This is a genomic window from Bradyrhizobium sp. (assembly GCF_004799445.1).
Classification (GTDB): Bacteria; Pseudomonadota; Alphaproteobacteria; order Rhizobiales; family Xanthobacteraceae; genus Bradyrhizobium.
The window spans coordinates 30,655-48,999 of sequence record NZ_SSNA01000017.1; the positions used below are offsets into that span (position 1 = coordinate 30,655).

Annotated in this window: 19 protein-coding genes and 2 pseudogenes; 11 read left to right on the forward strand and 10 right to left on the reverse strand. The window is 63.4% G+C overall.

Going from position 1 to position 18,345, the window contains the following annotated elements:
• Positions 1–2: 2 nt before the first annotated feature.
• The 6 genes from E8A46_RS01320 to E8A46_RS01345 all read right to left on the reverse strand — a co-directional run bounded on the left by E8A46_RS01320 (position 3) and on the right by E8A46_RS01345 (position 4,580).
• Entirely contained in the window at positions 3–326 is a 324-nt protein-coding gene (locus E8A46_RS01320) for an XdhC family protein (protein WP_291556403.1), read from the reverse strand.
• Between the two features lie 12 nt (positions 327–338).
• Positions 339–1,538 (reverse strand): VWA domain-containing protein, encoded by a 1,200-nt coding sequence (locus E8A46_RS01325; protein ID WP_291556405.1) that lies wholly within the window; start codon positions 1,536–1,538, stop codon positions 339–341.
• Between the two features lie 135 nt (positions 1,539–1,673).
• Positions 1,674–2,582 (reverse strand): MoxR family ATPase, encoded by a 909-nt coding sequence (locus tag E8A46_RS01330; RefSeq protein ID WP_291556407.1) that lies wholly within the window; start codon positions 2,580–2,582, stop codon positions 1,674–1,676.
• A 37-nt stretch (positions 2,583–2,619) separates the two neighbouring features.
• Complete coding sequence (locus E8A46_RS01335; protein WP_291556409.1) at positions 2,620–3,426, reverse strand: xanthine dehydrogenase family protein subunit M; 807 nt, start codon at positions 3,424–3,426, stop codon at positions 2,620–2,622.
• Between the two features lie 45 nt (positions 3,427–3,471).
• Complete coding sequence (locus E8A46_RS01340; protein ID WP_291556411.1) at positions 3,472–3,957, reverse strand: (2Fe-2S)-binding protein; 486 nt, start codon at positions 3,955–3,957, stop codon at positions 3,472–3,474.
• Positions 3,958–4,133: 176 nt separating this feature from the next.
• Positions 4,134–4,580 carry a carbon monoxide dehydrogenase subunit G gene (locus E8A46_RS01345; RefSeq protein ID WP_291556413.1) on the reverse strand — a complete coding sequence of 149 codons (447 nt, stop codon included), beginning with the start codon at positions 4,578–4,580 and terminating at the stop codon, positions 4,134–4,136.
• A 167-nt stretch (positions 4,581–4,747) separates the two neighbouring features.
• Here E8A46_RS01345 and E8A46_RS01350 point away from each other — a divergent pair.
• The 3 genes and pseudogenes from E8A46_RS01350 to E8A46_RS01360 form a co-directional block, all read left to right on the forward strand.
• Positions 4,748–5,014: pseudogene (locus E8A46_RS01350) on the forward strand (3-carboxy-cis,cis-muconate cycloisomerase); the annotation flags it as partial.
• Positions 5,015–5,188: 174 nt separating this feature from the next.
• Positions 5,189–5,971 carry a 3-oxoadipate enol-lactonase gene (gene pcaD, locus E8A46_RS01355; RefSeq protein WP_291556415.1) on the forward strand — a complete coding sequence of 261 codons (783 nt, stop codon included), beginning with the start codon at positions 5,189–5,191 and terminating at the stop codon, positions 5,969–5,971.
• Positions 5,972–5,988: 17 nt separating this feature from the next.
• Positions 5,989–6,379: pseudogene (locus tag E8A46_RS01360) on the forward strand (carboxymuconolactone decarboxylase family protein); the annotation flags it as partial.
• On the opposite strand, the gene E8A46_RS01365 reads toward E8A46_RS01360, so the two are convergent.
• The 3 genes from E8A46_RS01365 to E8A46_RS01375 all read right to left on the reverse strand — a co-directional run bounded on the left by E8A46_RS01365 (position 6,344) and on the right by E8A46_RS01375 (position 8,566).
• Positions 6,344–6,871 (reverse strand): hypothetical protein, encoded by a 528-nt coding sequence (locus E8A46_RS01365; protein WP_291556452.1) that lies wholly within the window; start codon positions 6,869–6,871, stop codon positions 6,344–6,346. The pseudogene E8A46_RS01360 and the gene E8A46_RS01365 sit on opposite strands and share 36 nt — an antisense overlap.
• A 241-nt stretch (positions 6,872–7,112) precedes the next feature.
• Entirely contained in the window at positions 7,113–8,156 is a 1,044-nt protein-coding gene (locus E8A46_RS01370; protein WP_291556417.1) for an SMP-30/gluconolactonase/LRE family protein, read from the reverse strand.
• A 254-nt stretch (positions 8,157–8,410) separates the two neighbouring features.
• Positions 8,411–8,566 (reverse strand): hypothetical protein, encoded by a 156-nt coding sequence (locus E8A46_RS01375; protein WP_291556419.1) that lies wholly within the window; start codon positions 8,564–8,566, stop codon positions 8,411–8,413.
• 325 nt (positions 8,567–8,891) lie between these two features.
• Here E8A46_RS01375 and E8A46_RS01380 point away from each other — a divergent pair, with 325 nt between their 5' ends.
• From E8A46_RS01380 to E8A46_RS01405, 6 genes are all read left to right on the forward strand, one after another.
• Positions 8,892–9,809, forward strand: a complete 918-nt coding sequence (locus tag E8A46_RS01380) for a branched-chain amino acid ABC transporter permease LivH (RefSeq protein ID WP_291556453.1) — start codon at positions 8,892–8,894, stop codon at positions 9,807–9,809.
• A gap of 11 nt (positions 9,810–9,820) precedes the next feature.
• Positions 9,821–11,146, forward strand: coding sequence for a high-affinity branched-chain amino acid ABC transporter permease LivM (gene livM, locus E8A46_RS01385; RefSeq protein ID WP_291556422.1), 1,326 nt, complete (start codon positions 9,821–9,823; stop codon positions 11,144–11,146).
• Positions 11,143–11,973 (forward strand): ABC transporter ATP-binding protein, encoded by an 831-nt coding sequence (locus E8A46_RS01390; protein WP_291556424.1) that lies wholly within the window; start codon positions 11,143–11,145, stop codon positions 11,971–11,973. Before livM ends, E8A46_RS01390 begins: the two co-directional genes overlap by 4 nt.
• Positions 11,970–12,716 (forward strand): ABC transporter ATP-binding protein, encoded by a 747-nt coding sequence (locus tag E8A46_RS01395; protein WP_291556426.1) that lies wholly within the window; start codon positions 11,970–11,972, stop codon positions 12,714–12,716. Before E8A46_RS01390 ends, E8A46_RS01395 begins: the two co-directional genes overlap by 4 nt.
• Before the next feature lie 160 nt (positions 12,717–12,876).
• Positions 12,877–13,995 carry a branched-chain amino acid ABC transporter substrate-binding protein gene (locus E8A46_RS01400; RefSeq protein WP_291556428.1) on the forward strand — a complete coding sequence of 373 codons (1,119 nt, stop codon included), beginning with the start codon at positions 12,877–12,879 and terminating at the stop codon, positions 13,993–13,995.
• Between the two features lie 78 nt (positions 13,996–14,073).
• On the forward strand, positions 14,074–15,069 hold the full coding sequence (locus E8A46_RS01405) for a P1 family peptidase (RefSeq protein ID WP_291556430.1): 996 nt from the start codon (positions 14,074–14,076) through the stop codon (positions 15,067–15,069).
• A gap of 149 nt (positions 15,070–15,218) precedes the next feature.
• On the opposite strand, the gene E8A46_RS01410 is transcribed toward E8A46_RS01405, so the two are convergent.
• Positions 15,219–15,989 carry an EF-hand domain-containing protein gene (locus tag E8A46_RS01410; RefSeq protein WP_291556432.1) on the reverse strand — a complete coding sequence of 257 codons (771 nt, stop codon included), beginning with the start codon at positions 15,987–15,989 and terminating at the stop codon, positions 15,219–15,221.
• A gap of 250 nt (positions 15,990–16,239) precedes the next feature.
• On the opposite strand from E8A46_RS01410, the gene rpe reads away from it, so the two are divergent.
• Both rpe and E8A46_RS01420 read left to right on the forward strand, forming a co-directional pair.
• Complete coding sequence (rpe, locus tag E8A46_RS01415; protein WP_291556434.1) at positions 16,240–16,941, forward strand: ribulose-phosphate 3-epimerase; 702 nt, start codon at positions 16,240–16,242, stop codon at positions 16,939–16,941.
• Between the two features lie 371 nt (positions 16,942–17,312).
• Positions 17,313–18,302 (forward strand): AraC family transcriptional regulator, encoded by a 990-nt coding sequence (locus E8A46_RS01420; RefSeq protein WP_291556436.1) that lies wholly within the window; start codon positions 17,313–17,315, stop codon positions 18,300–18,302.
• Positions 18,303–18,345 lie beyond the last annotated feature (43 nt).

The following is an 18,345-nucleotide window of genomic DNA, read 5'->3' on the forward strand; positions in this document are numbered from 1 at the left end:
GGCTAACCGACTTTCTCAACGAACACGCGGATGGTGCCGCCGCAGGACAGGCCGACATTCCAGGCGGTCTCGTCGGCGACGCCGAATTCGAGCATTTTCGACCGCCCGCTGGCGATCACATCCAGCGCCTCGGTGACGACGGCCCCTTCGACGCAGCCGCCGGAGACCGAGCCGAGAAACGTGCCGTCATCGTTGATGACCAAGCTCGATCCGGCCGGCCGTGGCGCCGAACCCCAGGTCTCGACCACGGTGGCCAGCGCCACGCCATGGCCGGCCTTCTGCCAGTCCTCAGCCGCTTTGAGAATGTCTTGGTCGCGATTGAGCATGGAAAGCCTCTTTCAAGCTGCGGATCGGATCAGGTTGCGATGATGCGGCGCCGGCACCGAGGACAGGGCCGCGATCAGCCCTTCGATAGAACTCAAATTATGTACCGGACGGAATTCGTCAACGTGCGGCAGCATCATTTTGATGCCCTGTGCCTTGGCCTCAAAGCCGCCATAGCGCAACAGCGGATTGAGCCAGATCAGGCGGCGGCAGGACCGGTGCAACCGGTCCATCTCGAATGCCAGTCTGGCATCGGCTTCGCGTTCTAGCCCGTCGGAGATCAGCAGCACGATGGCGCCCTGCCCCAGCACCCGCCGGCCCCAGAGCTTGTTGAAGGTATGCAGCGAGGTCGCGATCCGGGTGCCGCCGGCCCAGTCCTCCACCGACGACGAACAGCTGGCCAGCGCCTCGTCGGGATCCCGAGCCCGCAAGCTGCGCGTCACATTGGTCAGGCGGGTGCCGAACAGGAACACCGACACGCGCTTGCGCGCATCGGTGATGGCATGCAGGAAATGCAGGAACAGCCTGGTATATTCGCTCATCGACCCCGAAATATCGAGCAGCGCCACGATCGGGGCCGGCTTGTCGATCCGCCCCAGCCGACGGATGTCGACGATGTCGCCGCCGGTGCGCAACGATGCGCGCAAAGTGCGGCGCATGTCGAGCCGCAAGCCCCGCGCATCCGGCTGGTAACGGCGGGTGCGCAATTCGGCCTGCGGCAGTTTCATTTTCGCAATCGCGCGGGTCACTGCCGCGATCTCGGCCGCGCTCATCTGCGCAAAATCCTTTTTCTGCAGCACTTCCCGATCGGAGACAGAAAGCCTGAGTTCCTGCTCCTGCGCTTGCGGCGTCTCGATGATCTGGGATTGCGACAGCGCCTCCTGGACGCGGCGCGAGGCCGGCGGCGGCTTCTTACGGGCCTGATCGGGCAGCGGCACCGAATCCAGCATGTGCTTCCATTCCTCGGCGGCGCGAAAGAACAGGTCGAAGGCCTGCGCGAAGATCAAAGCATGCTCATGGCGTTTGACGAAGATCGCCTCCAGCGTCGTGAACACGTCGGCGCGGTTGCCGATCTCGATCACCCCCAGCGCGTTGAGGGCATCGATGACGGCACCGGGTCCGACCGGAATCCCGGCCGCGCGCAACGCCCGGGCAAAGCCGATGACGTTGTCGGCCATTTGACCGGTCGCGGGCGAGAGATGATTGATAGCCATCGGACAACTGATTCCTGTCATTCCGGAGCATGCGCAGCATGAACCCGGAATCTCGCGCCGCAAATTCCAGATTCTCCGATGTGCAATTGCACATCGGAGATGGCTCGTTTTACTCGCGCCCCGGAATGACGAGCGTCAATTCTCGCTCGTCGCCTCTTTCAGGACCTTCTGCAAGCCGTCGCCCTGCATGCGCGCGATGTCATCCTGGTATTTCAGGAGCGCGCCGATGGTATCGCCGACCACTTGCGCGGTCAGCGAGCGGGCATCGAGTTCGGTGAGCGCGGTCGCCCAGTCGATGGTCTCGGCCACACCGGGCGATTTGTAGAAATCCTGATCGCGCAGCGCCTGCACGAAATTGACGACCTGCTGCGACAATTTTGCGGAAATACCAGGCACGCGCGACTTCACGATCGCGAGCTCGCGTTCGGCAGAGGGATAATCCACCCAGTGATAGAGACAGCGGCGCTTCAGCGCGTCGTGGATTTCGCGGGTGCGGTTCGAGGTGATGATGACGATCGGCGGATGCGGCGCTTTCACGGTGCCGAGTTCGGGGATCGTGACCTGGAAATCGCTGAGAATTTCCAACAGATAAGCTTCGAACGCCTCGTCGGCGCGGTCGAGTTCATCGATCAGAAGCACCGGCGCCCCCGCGACATCCGGCTCCAGCGCCTGCAACAGCGGCCGCTTGATCAGATAGCGCTCGGCGAAGATGTCACTGGTGAGCTGCTCGCGATCGGTATCTCCGGCCGCTTCCGCAAGCCGGATCGCGATCATCTGCGCCGCGCTGTTCCACTCATAGACCGCGGAGGCCACGTCAAGACCTTCGTAGCATTGCAGCCGGATCAGCCTTCGCCCGAGCGCTGCCGACAAGACCTTGGCGATCTCGGTCTTGCCGACACCGGCCTCGCCTTCGAGAAACAGCGGCCGGCCCATCCGCAGCGCCAGATAGGTCACCGTCGCCAGCGAGCGCTCGGCGAGGTAGCCACGCGAGGACAAGAGCTCGAGCATGGCATCGACGGAATTGGGCAGCGCCGATGCGGTCATGGGAGAGCCAGCCTTGATGAGCCAGAAATTGGCAACGTCACGATTTGGCGGTCGCGGCCTCGACCGCGCGCCGCGCCAGCACCGCGATCAGATGCGCGCGGTACTCGGCGCTGCCATGCAGGTCGCTGTTCAGGCCTGTCGCCGGTACCGTCAAGCCATCGAGCGCCTTCGGCGAGAAGCGCTTCTTCAATGCCTCTTCGAACGCGGTGACGCGGAAAACGCCTTCGGAGCCGGCGCCGGTGACGGCCACGCGCACGTCCGACGGACGCTTGGCGACGAACACACCGACCAGCGCATAACGCGAGGCCTGGTTGCGGAATTTGATGTAGGCGGCCTTCTTCGGCACCGGGAACATCACCTTGGTGATGATCTCGTCACCCTCGAGCGTCGTTGTGAACAGCCCCTGAAAGAACTCCTCGGGCTTGAGGCGGCGCTTGTTGGTGACGATGGTGGCGCCAAGCGCGAGGCAGGCGGCCGGGTAATCGGCGGTCGGATCGTTATTGGCGAGCGAGCCGCCGATGGTACCCTTGTGGCGCACCGCCGGGTCGCCGATCAGGCCGGCGAGCTCGGCCAGCGCCGGGATCGCCTCGCCGACCAGGGCGGAGGTTGCGACCGCATGGTGGGTCGCGGTGGCGCCGACGACGAGCGAACGTCCCTTCATCTCGATGCCGTCAAGCCCCTCGATATGGGAGAGGTCGACCAGATGCGGCGGGCTGGCGAGCCGCTGCTTCATGACTGGCAGCAAGGTGTGGCCGCCGGCGATCACCTTGGCGTCTTCATTTTTGACCAGGAGATTGGCGGCCTGCCGCACGGTCGCCGGACGATGATATTTGAATTCGTACATAGGGTAATCCTTGGAATATTCCTGATCGCCGTGCGGTGACCTGCTTTACGCGAGATCGGAGTTCGCCATCGCCTTGGCGCCGGCCGCGATCGATTGAACGATGTTCTGGTAGCCGGTGCAGCGGCAGAGATTGCCCTCGAGCTCTTCGCGGATGGTATGGTCGGACAGGTCGTGGCCCTTGCGATGGACCAGATCGACCGCGGTCATGATCATGCCGGGCGTGCAGAAGCCGCATTGCAGGCCGTGATGCTCGCGAAACGCCTCCTGCATCGGATGCAGCGGCGCGCCGTCCGCGGCAAGCCCCTCGATGGTCCTGACCTCGTGCCCGTCAGCCATTACCGCAAGCGTGGTGCAGGATTTGACCGCCTTGCCATCGAGATGCACGACACAGGCGCCGCATTGCGAAGTGTCGCAGCCGACATGGGTGCCGGTCAGCCGCAGATTCTCGCGCAGGAACTGCACCAGGAGCGTCCGGGGATCGACATTGGCATTGACGGGATTACCGTTGACGATGATGGAGATTTTGGCCATTCAGCACTCTCTTCATCTGTACCGCTGCGTTGCACGGCAGCACAGTCATTAAAATCATTGCAAAGCCATAATATGGGCCATCCCGGCAATGAGCAACCTCATCGCGGCATGGCCCCCCATGACCAAGGAGACCTCGCCCGGGGCCAGTCTTTTCAGCAAATTAGCCTTACCAGAGATCAGCCCTGCACCGCCTTGGCGAAATTCGCGAAAAACTCGTCGGCCAGTTTCTTTGCCGAACCGTTGATCAACCGCTGGCCAAGCTGGGCCAGCTTGCCGCCGATCTGCGCCTCGACGTCATAGGTCAATAGCGTGCCGCCGTCCTTGTCGGCGAGCGCTACCGTCGCGCCGCCCTTCGCAAAGCCCGCGACCCCGCCCTCGCCTTCCCCCGATATCTTGTAGCCATTCGGCGGATCGAGGTCGCTGAGCGTCACACGGCCCTTGAAGCGGGCCGATACCGGACCGACCTTCATTTTGGCCACGGCGCGGAAACCGTTGTCTTCGGTTCGCTCCAGCTCCTCGCATCCGGGAATACAGACCTTGAGTACCTCCGGGTCGTTCAGCTTGGCCCAGACCGCCTCGCGCGGCGCCGCAAGCTGGACTTCGCCGTTCATCGTCATGGCCATGGCTGCCTCCCGGTTCGCTTACGGTCTTTCAACCAAGTAAAGCACGCCCGGCCCAAAAGGAAGGGGATGAATGGACGAGGAGTGTTGCATATTCGCGGCGCAGCAGACTTGCCTGACGTGCTTTGGGATTGGCAGAGGCCGGCCGGGATGGTTAGGTCGCGCCCGACATGAGCACCTCGCTTTCGCCCCTGCTCGCCCCCATGCTGTCGAGCCCCGCCATGCGCGCCGTCTGCGACGATGTGGCATGCCTCCAGCAAATGCTCGATTTTGAGGCGGCCCTTGCGCGCGCGGAAGCCGCAACGGGCGTGATCCCGGCGGCCGCCGCAGGCCCGATCGGACGCGCCTGCAAGGCAGGTCGCTTCGACCTTGCCGCCCTCGCCGAGGCCGCGACGCGATCCGGCAATCTCGCAATCCCCCTCGTCAAGGCGCTGACCGGGGATGCCAGGGTCACCGCGCATCTAAGTGCAGACAAGATCGCACAATTATTTGAGCCGATGGCCTATCAGGGCGTCTCGCAGGCCCCGATCGATCGTCTGCTCGCTTCACTCGACGACAAGCAAAACGCCTGAAATAAGAAAACTTGAAACAAGAATCCTGGAGAAATGCCGATGCCGATGATCGACGCCGACGGTTGCCTGCTCAACGTATCCGTCGAAGGCCGCGATGGCGGTCCCACTTTGATGCTGTCAAACTCGCTGGGCTGCACCATGCAGATGTGGGAGCCGCAGATGCAGGCGCTCACGCAGGTTTTCCGCGTGATCCGCTATGACCGGCGCGGCCACGGCAAATCAAGCGTTCCCCCGGGTCCCTATTCCATGGAGCGCTTCGGCCGCGACGTGCTGGCGATCCTCGATGATCTCAACATCAAGAAAGTGCACTGGTGCGGGCTTTCGATGGGCGGCATGGTCGGACAGTGGCTGGGGGCCCATGCACCGGAGCGAATGGCCAAGATCATTCTCTCCAATACCGCCTGCTACTATCCCGATCCGACCAATTGGCTGAACCGCATCAAGGCGGTGAAGGAAGGCGGCATCGCGGCGGTCGCCGACACCGTCATCGCAGCCTGGCTGACGGCGGATTTTCGCGAGCGCGAGCCGCAGATCACCGCGAACCTGAAGGCCATGCTGCTGGCTTCCCCGGCACAGGGCTATATCGCCTGCTGCGAGGCCCTGAGCACACTCGATCAGCGCGCGCTTTTGCCTGGCATCAAAAGCCCAACGCTGGTGATCGCGGGCCGCCATGACATGTCGACCCCGGTCGCAGCCGCTGAGTACATCCGTAGCCAGATCCCCGGCGCCTCGCTGACGATCCTCGACGCCGCACATATTTCCAACGTCGAACAGCCGCACGCCTTCACCGACGCCGTGATCGGCTTCCTGACGCAACCCTGATCCGAGAGGGGCCAACGATGGGCGATCAGAAGCGCCGTGACGACGACATGGTCCAGCGCCGCAAGGAGCTTGTGGACGCCTAGGTCGATAAATCCATCGCGGGCAGGAATTTCTTCAACGCTGATTTCATCGACCTGATCACGCGCCACGCCTGGGGCGAAAATCTGGACCCGGCCGCATTTCGATCAGCGCACCCGGCGCGTGCTGGTGATCGGCACCATGGTTGCGCTCGGCCAATGGGACGAATTCCGTCTTCACGTCCGTGCCACGCTCACCGAGGGCGGATTCACGCCTGATGATATCAAGGAAATCCTGCTGCAGCAGGCGCTCTATTGCGGCGTGCCGGCCGCCAACCACGCGGTCAAGGAGGCATCAGCCGTTATGGCTGAGCTGGGACTGCTCAAGAGCTGGCGAGTCCGACGTCACGGCGGGATTTGTCCGGGGCTGTGCCGGAGGTTCGAACACCAGCACGACCGCGGTGCCGAGCAGCATCAAGAGTTCGGTCGCATGCAGCCGAAGGGCCGCGGTCTCGCCGACCTGCGACGCCATCCACATGCTGGCAAAGCTGATCAAGCTGCCGATCGCCAGCGCCATCGCCAGCGCCTCGTCGCAACCGCCGGTCTTGCGGATCGAGGCGCGCGCGGCGAAAAACACGAATATCGCAAAGAACCCGACAACGGTGAGCCTGCCCAGCGCAAGCAGCCACGCGACGCGCACCGTGGCCATCGATGCCATGTGCAGATGGTCGCTGATGAACAGCGCCACCGATATGCTGGGCCGATCATAGAGGCCGTGGACCGGCGCGACCATGATCCTGAAGGCGATGATGGCCCAGGTCGGAATGAAATACGCCGCCAGCAGCACGCCGTTGAATGAACTGATCCGCCAGTTTGTGGGCATGTCGCTTCCCGTTGGTCCGCCAGCTGGTGGGAGAGCTGCGGCTTCTCGGGTGACGTAACGCCCCTAAACAGCGACGGGCAATTTAAACCCTTTATTTACCTTAACGGCGGGGCCGCGCGGGGTCCGGGAACCGGAATTTGCCGGAATGCAGCCAAATCTCCACGCTAGGCCGCACGGGTCAGCGCGGCCAAGGCGGATCACCTGCCAAAGTGCAATTTGCCCGGCGCCTGCATGAGCTGTTTCAGACGGCGCCCCTCGCCTCGACATACAAGGCGTAGAGCGAATGCGAGCTCGCCATAAACAGGCGGTTCTTCTTGGCTCCGCCGAACACCAGATTGGGGCAGCGCTCGGGAAGGCGGATGAAGCCGATGGCCTTGCCTTCGGGATTGAACACCTTGACCCCGTCCAGTTCCTCAGGCTTGGCCGTGGGCGCGCCATTGCTTCCCCAGCCGCACCAGATATTGCCGTCGGTGTCGACCTTGATTCCGTCGAGCGCGCCGGCGCCGTTGGCGTCGATCACCTTGGTCTTGTTGGACAGCGTGCTTCCGTCCGCTCCGACGTCGTAAGCCCATACCAGCCGGTTCGGCTGCGCGCGCGATTCAACGATGTAGAGCTTCTTTTCATCCGGCGAGAACGCCAGCCCGTTCGGGCCCGCAAGATCTGCGGTCACCAGTCCGAGCTTGCCGTCGGGCGCGATGCGGTAGACGGAATGCGGCAATTCCGGCGTCGCCTTGTCGCCCTCCCACTCTCCCGAAATGCCGAACGGCGGGTCGGTAAACCAGATCGAGCCGTCGGACTTGCACACGATATCGTTGGGCGAATTGAAACGCTTGCCGTTGAAATTATCGGCCAGGACCGTGATCTTGCCGTCGTACTCCGTGCGCGTCACGCGGCGGGTCAGATGCTCGCAACTGATCAGCCGCCCCTGCCGGTCGCGCGCGTTGCCGTTGGCAAAATTGGAAGGCTGGCGAAAAACGCCCCAGGCCCCGGTGGCTTCGTCGTATCGCATGATGCGATTGTTCGGGATGTCGCTGACCAGCAAATAACGGCCGTCGCCGAACCAGACCGGCCCCTCCGCCCAACGCATCCCCGTGGCCAGTTGCTCGACGGTGCTGCTGAACAGACGATATTTGGCAAAGCTTGGGTCGAGGATCTCGACCGACGCGTCGGGGTAACGCTGGTTCGGCTTGAATTCAAAGGACTGCGCGTTAGCGCGCTGTTGAAAAGCAAAAGCGGTCGCGGCAGCACCTGCAGTAGCGATCATACCCCGGCGGGTCACGTTCATCGACTTTCCTCCCTGATTTTCGCACGGTCGTTTCGCCGGCGAATGGTGGAAACCCTCGCGCCGGCGCTGCCGCTTGCGCGGAACGTAGTTGAGGTTCCATTGCAGGTCCAGAGCACCCGACGGGGCGGCCGAGCCCGAGTGGCGAGAAAAGCCCGCGCTCCTCCTCCAAAAAGAAAAGTCCCGCCTTCCGGCGGGACCTTCCCTCACTCACTCCTTCGACCAGCCTGGTTCGACGAGGAGTTAACGACCGCGAATTAACGACCGCCCTTGCCTTGCTGGTTGGGGTTCTGGCCCTGACGGTTCGGATCTTGCTGCTGCTGTCCGGGTTTCTGGCCGCCGCCCTGCTGCTGGCCCGGCTTTTGGTCCGGTTTCTGATTCTGCTGGCCCGGATTCTGGTTCTGGCTGGACATCGGGATCTCCCTTGTTGAATGTCGCGGGAGATAACCGGGAAATCCGCAGTTGGTTTCACGGAAACCCGGTTCCCGCGGCAAGATTTCCATGGCGATTCTCCTGCCGCATTTGAGGTTTTGCGGAGCCCGGGCGGGAAACTAGCTCTGTACAAGCCCTCGAAGCGGTCCCCGGCGCTGTTGCCGCCCCGGGTCGTCACTGTTAGAAAATGGCACGACGCGCCGTCCGGCTGCCGGGGCCATCGCCGCGTAACCTATTGAAGTGGATGCTTTCTTTGCGGCAAACTGGATCAGTCTGGTCTGGAAGTGCCCCAAACAGCGGCAGCGCATGGATTATTTCGCCCAGCAACTGATCAACGGCATCGTACTCGGCTCGATCTACGGCCTCATCGCCATCGGCTACACCATGGTCTATGGCATCGTCGGCATGATCAATTTTGCTCATGGCGACATCTTCATGATCGGCGGCTTCATTGCGCTGATCTCATTCCTGATCCTGGTCTCGATCGGGCTGACCGTGGTTCCCGTGATCCTGCTGATCGTGCTTCTGGTATCGATGGCGATCACCGCGCTTTATGGCTGGACGGTGGAACGCATCGCCTACCGGCCGCTGCGGCACTCGTTCCGGCTTGCACCGATGCTGTCGGCGATCGGCATGTCGTTCGTCCTCACCAACTATTCGCAGATCGCGCAGGGCGCGCGGGTCAAGCCGGTGCCGCCGATCATCACTGGCGGCTACACCTTGCATGAGGGCAGCGAGGGCTTCGTGGTCCGGCTGTCCAATGTGCAGATCATTGTCGTCATCACCACCGTGGTGCTGCTCGCGATCTTCACCTGGCTGGTGTCCCGGACCCGGCTGGGGCGCGACATGCGCGCCTGCGAACAGGACCAGACCATGGCGGCACTGCTCGGCGTCGATGTCGACCGCACAATCTCCATGACTTTCGTCATCGGTGCCGCGCTGGCTGCGGTGGCGGGCATGATGTACCTGCTCTATTACGGCCTGGTCGATTTCTTCATGGGCTTTGTCGCAGGCATCAAGGCGTTCACCGCGGCCGTCCTCGGCGGCATCGGTTCGTTGCCCGGCGCGATGCTCGGCGGGCTCCTGATCGGCCTGATCGAAACGCTGTGGTCGGCCTATTTCTCGGTCGAATACAAGGATGTCGCAGCGTTCTCGATCCTGATCGTGGTGCTGATCTTCCTGCCCACAGGCCTGCTCGGCCGGCCCGAAGTTGAAAAAGTTTGACAGGCGAGCGCGTGACAGCACCCGCGCCCGGACCTGTGCAAGCCTCGCGGCTACCTGGCGTCGCCTTCATCTTCAAGAAAGCCCTGATCAGCGCGCTGGTGGCGCTGGTGCTGTTCTCGCTGATGATCGGAATCCGCACCGAGGCGGGGCCCACCGGCCAACTGATCTATTGGACGCGGTTCGGCGACCTCGCGGCCATGGTTGCGACCGTGTTTGGCGGCAGCATCGTCGTCGAATTGCTGCGGCAATGGTGGGGGCCGGTCGGCACCGTCAGGATCGTTCCGCCATCCGTGCAAAGCACTCTTGCGGTCGCGCGGCGTGCGATCGCGCCGATCCTGCTGATCTTCACCTTCCTGGTGCCGGTGATCTTCTACGATCAACGCTACATTCTCGATCTCGGCATCCTGGTGCTGACTTACGTGATGCTGGGATGGGGACTGAATGTCGTGGTCGGCCTCGCCGGCCTGCTCGACCTCGGTTACGTCGCCTTCTACGCGGTCGGCGCCTATTCCTACGCGCTATTGTCGACCAATTTCGGGCTGTCGTTCTGGGTCTGCCTGCCGCTGGCCGGCATCCTCGCCGCGTTCTGGGGCGTGCTTTTGGGATTTCCGGTGCTGCGGCTGCGTGGCGACTATCTCGCCATCGTGACGCTGGCCTTCGGCGAGATCATCCGGCTTGTCATCATCAACTGGCAAAGCCTGACCGGCGGCCCGAACGGCGTGTCCGGCATTCCGCGGCCGTCGTTCTTCGGCATTCCGCTGACGCCGGGCGATGACGGGCTGGCCGCGAAGCTCGGTATCGAATTCTCCACGACCCATCGCATCGTATTTCTGTTCTACCTGATCCTGGCGCTCGCGCTCTTGACCAACTGGGTGACGATCCGGCTGCGCCGCCTGCCGATCGGCCGCGCCTGGGAGGCGTTGCGCGAGGACGAGGTCGCCTGCCGCGCGCTCGGCATCAACACCACCACGACCAAACTGACCGCGTTCGCCACCGGCGCGATGTTCGGCGGTTTCGCCGGCGCGTTCTTTGCCACCCGGCAAGGCTTCATCAGCCCGGAATCCTTTACCTTCCAGGAATCGGCGCTGGTGCTGGCAATCGTCGTACTCGGCGGCATGGGCTCGCAGCTCGGCGTCGCGCTTGCCGCGCTGACCATGATCGGCGGTTTCGAACTGTTTCGCGGCTTCGATCAATACCGCATGCTGGTCTTCGGCCTGGCGATGGTGCTGCTGATGATCTGGCGGCCGCGCGGTCTGATCGGGCACCGCGCGCCGACCGTGTTCCTGCGGCACAGCCAGGCCATCTCCTCCGAGCTTGCCAGGGAAGGCCGGGGATGAGCGGCGATCACATTCTCAGTGTCGATCACCTGACGATGCGCTTTGGTGGTGTCGTCGCGGTCAACGACCTGTCGTTTGAGGCCGAGCGGCGCAAGATCACCGCGCTGATCGGACCGAACGGCGCCGGCAAGACCACCGTGTTCAACTGCATCACCGGATTCTACAAGCCAACATCGGGCGCCATGCGCCTGACGCATGATGACGGCCGCAACATCCAGCTCGAACGGCTGAACGATTTCCGGATTTCCAAACAGGCCAAGGTCGCGCGCACCTTCCAGAACATCCGGCTGTTTCCCGGCATGACCGCGCTCGAAAACCTGATGGTCGCGCAGCACAACACGCTGATGCGCGCCTCCGGCCTCACCTTTCTCGGGCTGATCGGCGCACCGTCATGGCGCGTTGCCGAAAAACGCGCGATCGATCAGGCGACGCGCTGGCTCGAGCGCATCGGCCTGCTGGCACGCGCCGACGACGCCGCCGGAAATCTGCCCTATGGCGATCAGCGCCGGCTCGAAATCGCGCGCGCCATGTGCACCGAACCGGCTTTGCTGTGCCTCGACGAGCCGGCCGCCGGGCTGAACACGCGCGAGAGCGCGGCGCTTAGTGAGCTGTTGCTGTCGATCCGCGCCGAAGGCACCTCGATCCTGCTGATCGAGCACGACATGTCGGTGGTGATGGAAATCTCCGACCACATCGTGGTGATGGATTACGGCGTCAGGATCGCCGAAGGCGCGCCGCAGGATATTCGTGACGACCCGAAGGTGATTGCGGCCTATCTCGGCGCCGACGAACAGGAAGCCATCGCTGTCATGGAGAGCGGAACGTGACCGCGCCCTCCGCCGCGCCCATGCTCGAGGTCCGCAGCCTTCGCGCCGCCTACGGCAAGATCGAGGCGCTGAAGGGCGTCGATCTCGACATCAGCGCCGGCGAGATCGTCGCGCTGATCGGGGCCAACGGCGCCGGCAAGTCGACGCTGATGATGACGATCTTCGGCAAGCCGCGCGCCCGCGCCGGATCGATCCTGTTCGATGGCCGCGATATCACCGATGTGCCGACTCACGAAATCGCGCGGCTGCGCATCGCGCAATCGCCCGAAGGCCGCCGCATTTTCCCGCGCATGAGCGTGGCGGAAAACCTGCAGATGGGCGCGGACGCCACCGACAGCAGCGAGGTCGACCGGGCCGCCGGGCTGGAGCGCGTGCTGACGCTGTTTCCGCGGCTGAAGGAGCGCCTGAGCCAGCGCGGCGGTACCTTGTCGGGCGGCGAACAGCAGATGCTGGCGATTGGGCGAGCGCTGATGAGCCGCCCTCGTCTGTTGATGCTGGACGAACCCTCGCTGGGCCTCGCCCCCTTGATTGCCCGCCAGATTTTCGACGCCATCCGGACCCTGAACCGGCAAGACGGCCTGACCGTGCTGATCGTCGAGCAGAACGCCAATCATGCCCTGAGGCTGGCCCATCGCGGCTATGTCATGGTCAACGGCCTGATCACCCTCAGCGGAACGGGCGCGGAACTGCTGCAGCGCCCGGAGATCCGCGCTGCCTATCTGGAAGGCGGAAGGCGGGGGTAGGCCCCGCCACCGGCCCTCGTCCCGGCGAACGCCGGGGAACGTGGATTTGCCCGAAATTTGCCGATGACTTCGCCGCAAATTCAGTCGACAATGGCCGTGCTTTTCGAACCCGGCGGCCTGCCGGCGACTTCCCATGGCGAACTAATCGCGAGGATCCCTCATGAAATCACTAAAGCTCATCGGCTTGGCATTGGGCGCGTCGCTTGCGCTGTCGACGGCAGCGCTTGCGCAAGACATCACGATCGCCGTGGCGGGTCCGATGACCGGCGGCGAATCCGCTTTCGGCCGCCAGATGAAGAACGGTGCCGAACAGGCGGTCAAGGATCTCAATGCCGCCGGCGGCGTGATCGGCAAGAAACTGGCGCTGGATGTCGAGGACGACGCCTGCGATCCCAAGCAGGCGCGCTCGGTGGCGGAAAAAATCGCCAGCGCCAAGATCCCGTTCGTTGCCGGCCACTACTGCTCGTCGTCGTCGATCCCCGCGTCGGAAGCCTATGCCGACGGCAACGTGTTGCAGATCACGCCGGCCTCGACCAATCCGCTGTTCACCGAGCGCAAGCTCTGGAACGTCGCGCGCGTCTGCGGCCGCGACGATCAGCAGGGACTGGTCGCCGCTGCGTACATCGCTAAATTCTACAAGGGCAAGAACGTCGCCATCCTCAACGACAAGACCACCTACGGCAAGGGCCTCGCCGACGAAACCAAGAAGGCGCTCAACAAGATCGGCTTTACCGAAAAGATGTTCGAGTCCTACAACAAGGGCGACAAGGACTTCACCGCGATCGTTTCGCGCATGAAGCGCGACAACATCGACCTGGTTTACGTGGGCGGCTACCATCAGGAATCCGGACTGATCGTGCGCCAGATGCGCGATCAGGGACTCCAGACCGTGTTGATGGCCGGCGATGCGCTCGCCGACAAGGAGTTCGCCTCGATCACCGGACCCGCCGGCGAAGGCACGCTGTTCACCTTCGGCCCCGACCCGCGCAACAAGCCCACCGCGAAGGCCATCGTCGAGAAGTTCAAGGCCAACAACATCGATCCCGAAGGCTACACGCTCTATACCTATGCCGCGATGCAGGTGTGGTCGCAGGCGGTGGCGAAGGCCGGCACGACCGATCCGAAGAAGGTCATGGAGGCGATCAAGGCAGGCTCCTGGGATACGGTGATCGGCAAGATGGAGTTCGACGCCAAGGGCGACATCAAGCAGATTGATTATGTCGTCTACAAGTGGGACGCCAAGGGCGGCTACATCGAGATCAATCCGAAGGGGTCGTAAGGCCCGGCCATTTGATCGAGTCCTGCATTGAGCGCCCCGGTTCGCCGGGGCGTTTTGCCTTCCGCCGGGAGAGTTTCGTTGAACAATCTCCTCACCGACATTGCCGGGGTTCGCGTCGGTCACGCCGATGATGCCGCACTTGCATCCGGCGTCACCGCGGTGATCTTCGAGCGGCCCGCGGTGGCGGCCATGGACGTGCGCGGCGGCGGCCCGGGCACGCGCGAGGGCGCGCTGCTCGACCTCGCCAATACCGTTGAAATGATCGACGCGATCGCGCTTGCAGGCGGCTCGGCGTTCGGGCTCGAAGCCGGCGGCGGCGTCCAGGCCTGGCTCGCGGAACAGGGCCGCGGCTTTGCCGTGCGCGGCGCCATCATTCCGATCGTGCCCGGCGCGATCTGTTTCGATCTCCTGAACGGGGGCAACAAGCAGTGGGGCCGCTTCGCGCCGTACCGCGATCTCGGCTACGCGGCGGCCGCGGCGGCCGCCGGGACTTTCGCAGTCGGCAGCGCCGGTGCGGGCCTCGGCGCGCAGACGGCCAACTTCAAGGGCGGCCTCGGCTCCGCCTCGGCGAAAACCCAGGGCGGCGTCAAGGTCGCGGCGCTCGCGGTGGTCAATGCGCTAGGCGCCGTCACGGTCGGCGACGGACCGTGGTTCTGGGCCGCGCCATTTGAAATCGACGGCGAATATGGCGCGCGCGGATTTCCGCCGTCTTTCACGCCGGACATGCTGAAGATGCGTATCAAAGGAGGTCCCGACGCAACGTCCGTGGAGAACACGACGCTGGCCGTCGTGGTAACCGACGCCACACTGACGAAACCGCAGGCCAGGCGGCTTGCCATCATCGCGCAGACCGGATTCGCCCGCGCGATTTATCCGGTGCACGCACCGATGGACGGCGACGTGGTGTTCGCCGCGGCGACCGGCGAAAAGCCGATCGACCCGCTGGTCGGCCTCACCGAACTTGGCATGGTCGCGGCCAATGTCGTGGCCCGCGCCATCGCGCGCGGCGTCTACACGGCCGCCGCCCTGCCCTTCCCCGGCGCGCTGCCGGCATGGCGGGATCGTTTTGGGTAGAAGTTGGCGGCGGGAACGCCGCGCATCCCGAGAAATGGAAGGAGCTTGGGGGAGTCCGCGAGGTCACGATGATGAAAAAGGGCCGGGATCAGGCGTCCATCTGATCCAGCGCCATTGCTGTGCACCACAAGCTTGCGTGTCGAGCCTTCTCAGGCGTTGACCGAAAGCGGGGGTTTCGACAATGAAATCGCGTTTGCCTCACGCTGAATCATCTGCTCGATGATGTTGTAGGATGACGACGCGGCGCTGGATGACGTCGTCGGCACCGCCGACGTCATCGTGACCTTGGACCCGTCGGCATAGGTCAGCGATGTCGTGGTTGAACCGTCGCTGTTGGTTGCCGACGTAGAGGACGCGCCCTGCAATGCCTGCAGCAGCGGATCGGTGCTCGATCCGCTCGTGCTGCCTGCGTCGCCGCCGGAACCACCGATATGGGCGTGACCGTGATGGCCATGGCCGCCCGATCCCCGCAGCGCCGACGACAATTCGCCGAGGCTGACCGTGCCGTCGCCGTTCTTGTCGAGTTGGCTGAACACATGATCGGCCTGCGCGATGTTGGTTCCACCGGCGCCAAGGGCGCTTTCAAATTCCGATTGGGTGATCTGGCCGTCACCGTTGGCGTCAATCTGCGAGAACAGGCTTTGCAGCGCGCTCGCGTGGCTGGTCGGCGTGGCCGGCGTCGTTGGCGATTGGCTCTGGGCTGCGAGCAGCGCGCTCATGGTGGCCGGCGATATCTGCGAAAACCCGGTGGACCCGGCAGCCGCCGCCGGGCTCCCCGAAGCCGGGGCACCAGCGGAGAGACCGAACAGGTCCGCCGAGGCCTGGCTAAAGCCGGTGGATTGCGTCGGCGACGAAGCCGATGAAGTCAACGATTGGATGGCGTCCAGTGCGCTCGACGCAGCGCCAAGAGCAAACAGCATGGCAGAACTCCAACAAATGCCGCAAAGCGCGGCCCTCCTCTGGAAGCAAACGATCAGCAAACCCTGTGCCATCGTGAAAAGTCCAATAAAATGAGGCCGTTCTGCATCCAGAATGGTCCGGATCCGTCGGCAATTGATGCCGCCAGCGGCAGAATTTTCCGCCCCCATCGCCCCGCATTGCCCCCGGCCCTTGCGCGTGTTACGCGGAAATCGCCCTCGCCGCATCGAAGTGGTTTTGGAAAGAGCGGACATGTCTGCCCAATTTGCGTCACGCCCCCTCGTCATCGCGCCGTCGATCCTGGCGTCCGATTTCGCCAGGCTCGGTGAAGAGGTTCGCGCCGTCGACGCGGCGGGCGCCGACTGGATCCATCTCGACGTGATGGACGGTCACTTCGTCCCCAACATTTCCTATGGCCCCGACGTCATCAAGGCGATCCGACCGCACACCAAAAAGATCTTCGACGCGCATCTGATGATCTCGCCGTGCGATCCGTATCTCGAAGCCTTCGCCAAGGCCGGCTGCGATCACATCACGGTGCATGCCGAGGCAGGTCCGCATCTGCATCGCTCGCTGCAGGCGATCCGCGGGCTCGGCAAGAAGGCCGGCGTGTCGCTCAATCCGGGCACGCCGATCACGGCAATCGAGTATGTGATCGACATGATCGACCTAGTGCTGGTGATGTCAGTCAATCCCGGCTTTGGCGGTCAGGCCTTTATTCCCTCCGCGCTCGGCAAGATCCAGGATTTGCGCGCGATGACGGCCGGGCGGCCCATCGACATTGAGGTGGATGGCGGCGTCGGGCCCGATGTTTCCGGCCAGCTCGCCGCTGCCGGAGCCAACGCCTTTGTCGCGGGCTCCGCGGTATTCAAGGGCGGCACCATGGAAGCCTACAAGGCCAATATTTCCGCGATCCGCAACGCTGCGGCGTTGGCGCGCGGCGAAGCGATCTAGCGTTCGGTCCCGGACATACGCTGACAAGTCGCGCGAATCTTCCAAATCGTTGCCACACCAACTGGTTGTAGCCTTGCATGATCGCCATCAGCGGCAACCGGAATGATTCAAATTTGAGCAAAAGGGCCGTGCACGCACGCCCTGCCTGTGGCGGCACCGTCACATCGCCGCGGTAATCGAGCGCTGGCTGCAACTCGATCTTGCCGGCCCCAACTCCTGTCGCTTAAATCGGATAGAATGTGCGTGAGCACGTTGGGTTTGGTTGCATTGCGGGTTACCCAGAGCGCTGCAAAGCAAAGCTTCTGGCGATTATCAATCTCCGCAAGTTCGGGACAAGTCTTCGAGCCGGCTGCTTTTTGCGAGGTGCTTCGATGCCCGTTTTTCAAAGATTGTTTTTTGAAACGCAACCATCGGAGCAGCCGATCGATCCCGCGATACGTGCGAATATCTGGGCGGACCGGTTCAGGGAACTGATCACCAGCATGGACGTCGATTTCCTCGCGGGCGATGCGACGCTGTTTGGCCGTCACAATCTGCTCTCGGACGGAACGATCGTCGTCGGCGAGATGGTGAGTTCATCGTTCAGGGGAATACGGGCCAAGCAACATATTCAGCCGAACGACGACAGCCATGTCTATTTGAGTTTCAATATCGGAAATACGACGCAAGCCAGCCGGCAATTTGGCCGCGAGGCCGAAGCCCGGCCCGGAGAGGCGCTGCTGGCGGTGCTGGAAGCCGGCATCGAGGCTTTGGCGCCTGCCAACGGGCATTGCGTCAGCCTGAAAATCCCGGCCGCGCATTTCGTGCAATGGGGATTGTCGCCCGCGGATCTGGCTTGCCGAAAGCTCGACTGTTCGGGCGCAGACTATCGGCTGCTGACCGGCTATGCCCGCATGCTCATTGAAATGGGCGAACAGTTGGGTCCGGCACAGGCCGCCGCTGCCTCACGGCATCTCGTCGATTTGACCGGCTATTGGCTGGGCGCGGGCGACAAGGTCCGCGAGCAGAACGGCGACGCCGCCTCCGCTCACGGCCGCCTGTTCCTGATACGGCAATTCATCGTCGAGAACGCGCGCGATCCGCGGCTCGGCCTGCAATCGGTGTCGTCACGACTCGGAATGCCGGCACGCACCGTGCAACACCTGCTCGCCACGGCGGGCGAGAGCTTTTCTCAACTGCTGATGGGCGCGCGGCTTCACCGTGCCTACACGCTGTTGCTCGATCCCGCCTTCGACGACCTGCCCGTGGGCACGATCGCCTCGAATTGCGGCTTTGCCGATGTCACCAGCTTCCATCGGGTATTCCGCGCCGCCTTCGACAGCACGCCGGGAAATCTGCGCAAGAGCCGGCCGACACGGTAAACGATCTCTCCACATCGCGTCTTCCCGGCTTTCGACTCGCGTA

Coding starts and splice junctions, on each gene's coding strand:
- pcaD (WP_291556415.1), top strand. CDS start 5,189: ATGCCGATGATCGACGCCGACGGTTGCCTGCTCAACGTATCCGTCGAA.
- rpe (WP_291556434.1), top strand. CDS start 16,240: ATGTCTGCCCAATTTGCGTCACGCCCCCTCGTCATCGCGCCGTCGATC.
- E8A46_RS01340 (WP_291556411.1), bottom strand. CDS start 3,957: ATGGCCAAAATCTCCATCATCGTCAACGGTAATCCCGTCAATGCCAAT.
- E8A46_RS01345 (WP_291556413.1), bottom strand. CDS start 4,580: ATGGCCATGACGATGAACGGCGAAGTCCAGCTTGCGGCGCCGCGCGAG.
- E8A46_RS01370 (WP_291556417.1), bottom strand. CDS start 8,156: ATGAACGTGACCCGCCGGGGTATGATCGCTACTGCAGGTGCTGCCGCG.
- E8A46_RS01325 (WP_291556405.1), bottom strand. CDS start 1,538: ATGGCTATCAATCATCTCTCGCCCGCGACCGGTCAAATGGCCGACAAC.
- E8A46_RS01410 (WP_291556432.1), bottom strand. CDS start 15,989: ATGCTGTTTGCTCTTGGCGCTGCGTCGAGCGCACTGGACGCCATCCAA.
- E8A46_RS01390 (WP_291556424.1), top strand. CDS start 11,143: ATGAGCGGCGATCACATTCTCAGTGTCGATCACCTGACGATGCGCTTT.
- E8A46_RS01365 (WP_291556452.1), bottom strand. CDS start 6,871: ATGCCCACAAACTGGCGGATCAGTTCATTCAACGGCGTGCTGCTGGCG.
- E8A46_RS01375 (WP_291556419.1), bottom strand. CDS start 8,566: ATGTCCAGCCAGAACCAGAATCCGGGCCAGCAGAATCAGAAACCGGAC.
- E8A46_RS01320 (WP_291556403.1), bottom strand. CDS start 326: ATGCTCAATCGCGACCAAGACATTCTCAAAGCGGCTGAGGACTGGCAG.
- E8A46_RS01400 (WP_291556428.1), top strand. CDS start 12,877: ATGAAATCACTAAAGCTCATCGGCTTGGCATTGGGCGCGTCGCTTGCG.
- E8A46_RS01330 (WP_291556407.1), bottom strand. CDS start 2,582: ATGACCGCATCGGCGCTGCCCAATTCCGTCGATGCCATGCTCGAGCTC.
- E8A46_RS01420 (WP_291556436.1), top strand. CDS start 17,313: ATGCCCGTTTTTCAAAGATTGTTTTTTGAAACGCAACCATCGGAGCAG.
- E8A46_RS01335 (WP_291556409.1), bottom strand. CDS start 3,426: ATGTACGAATTCAAATATCATCGTCCGGCGACCGTGCGGCAGGCCGCC.
- E8A46_RS01380 (WP_291556453.1), top strand. CDS start 8,892: ATGGATTATTTCGCCCAGCAACTGATCAACGGCATCGTACTCGGCTCG.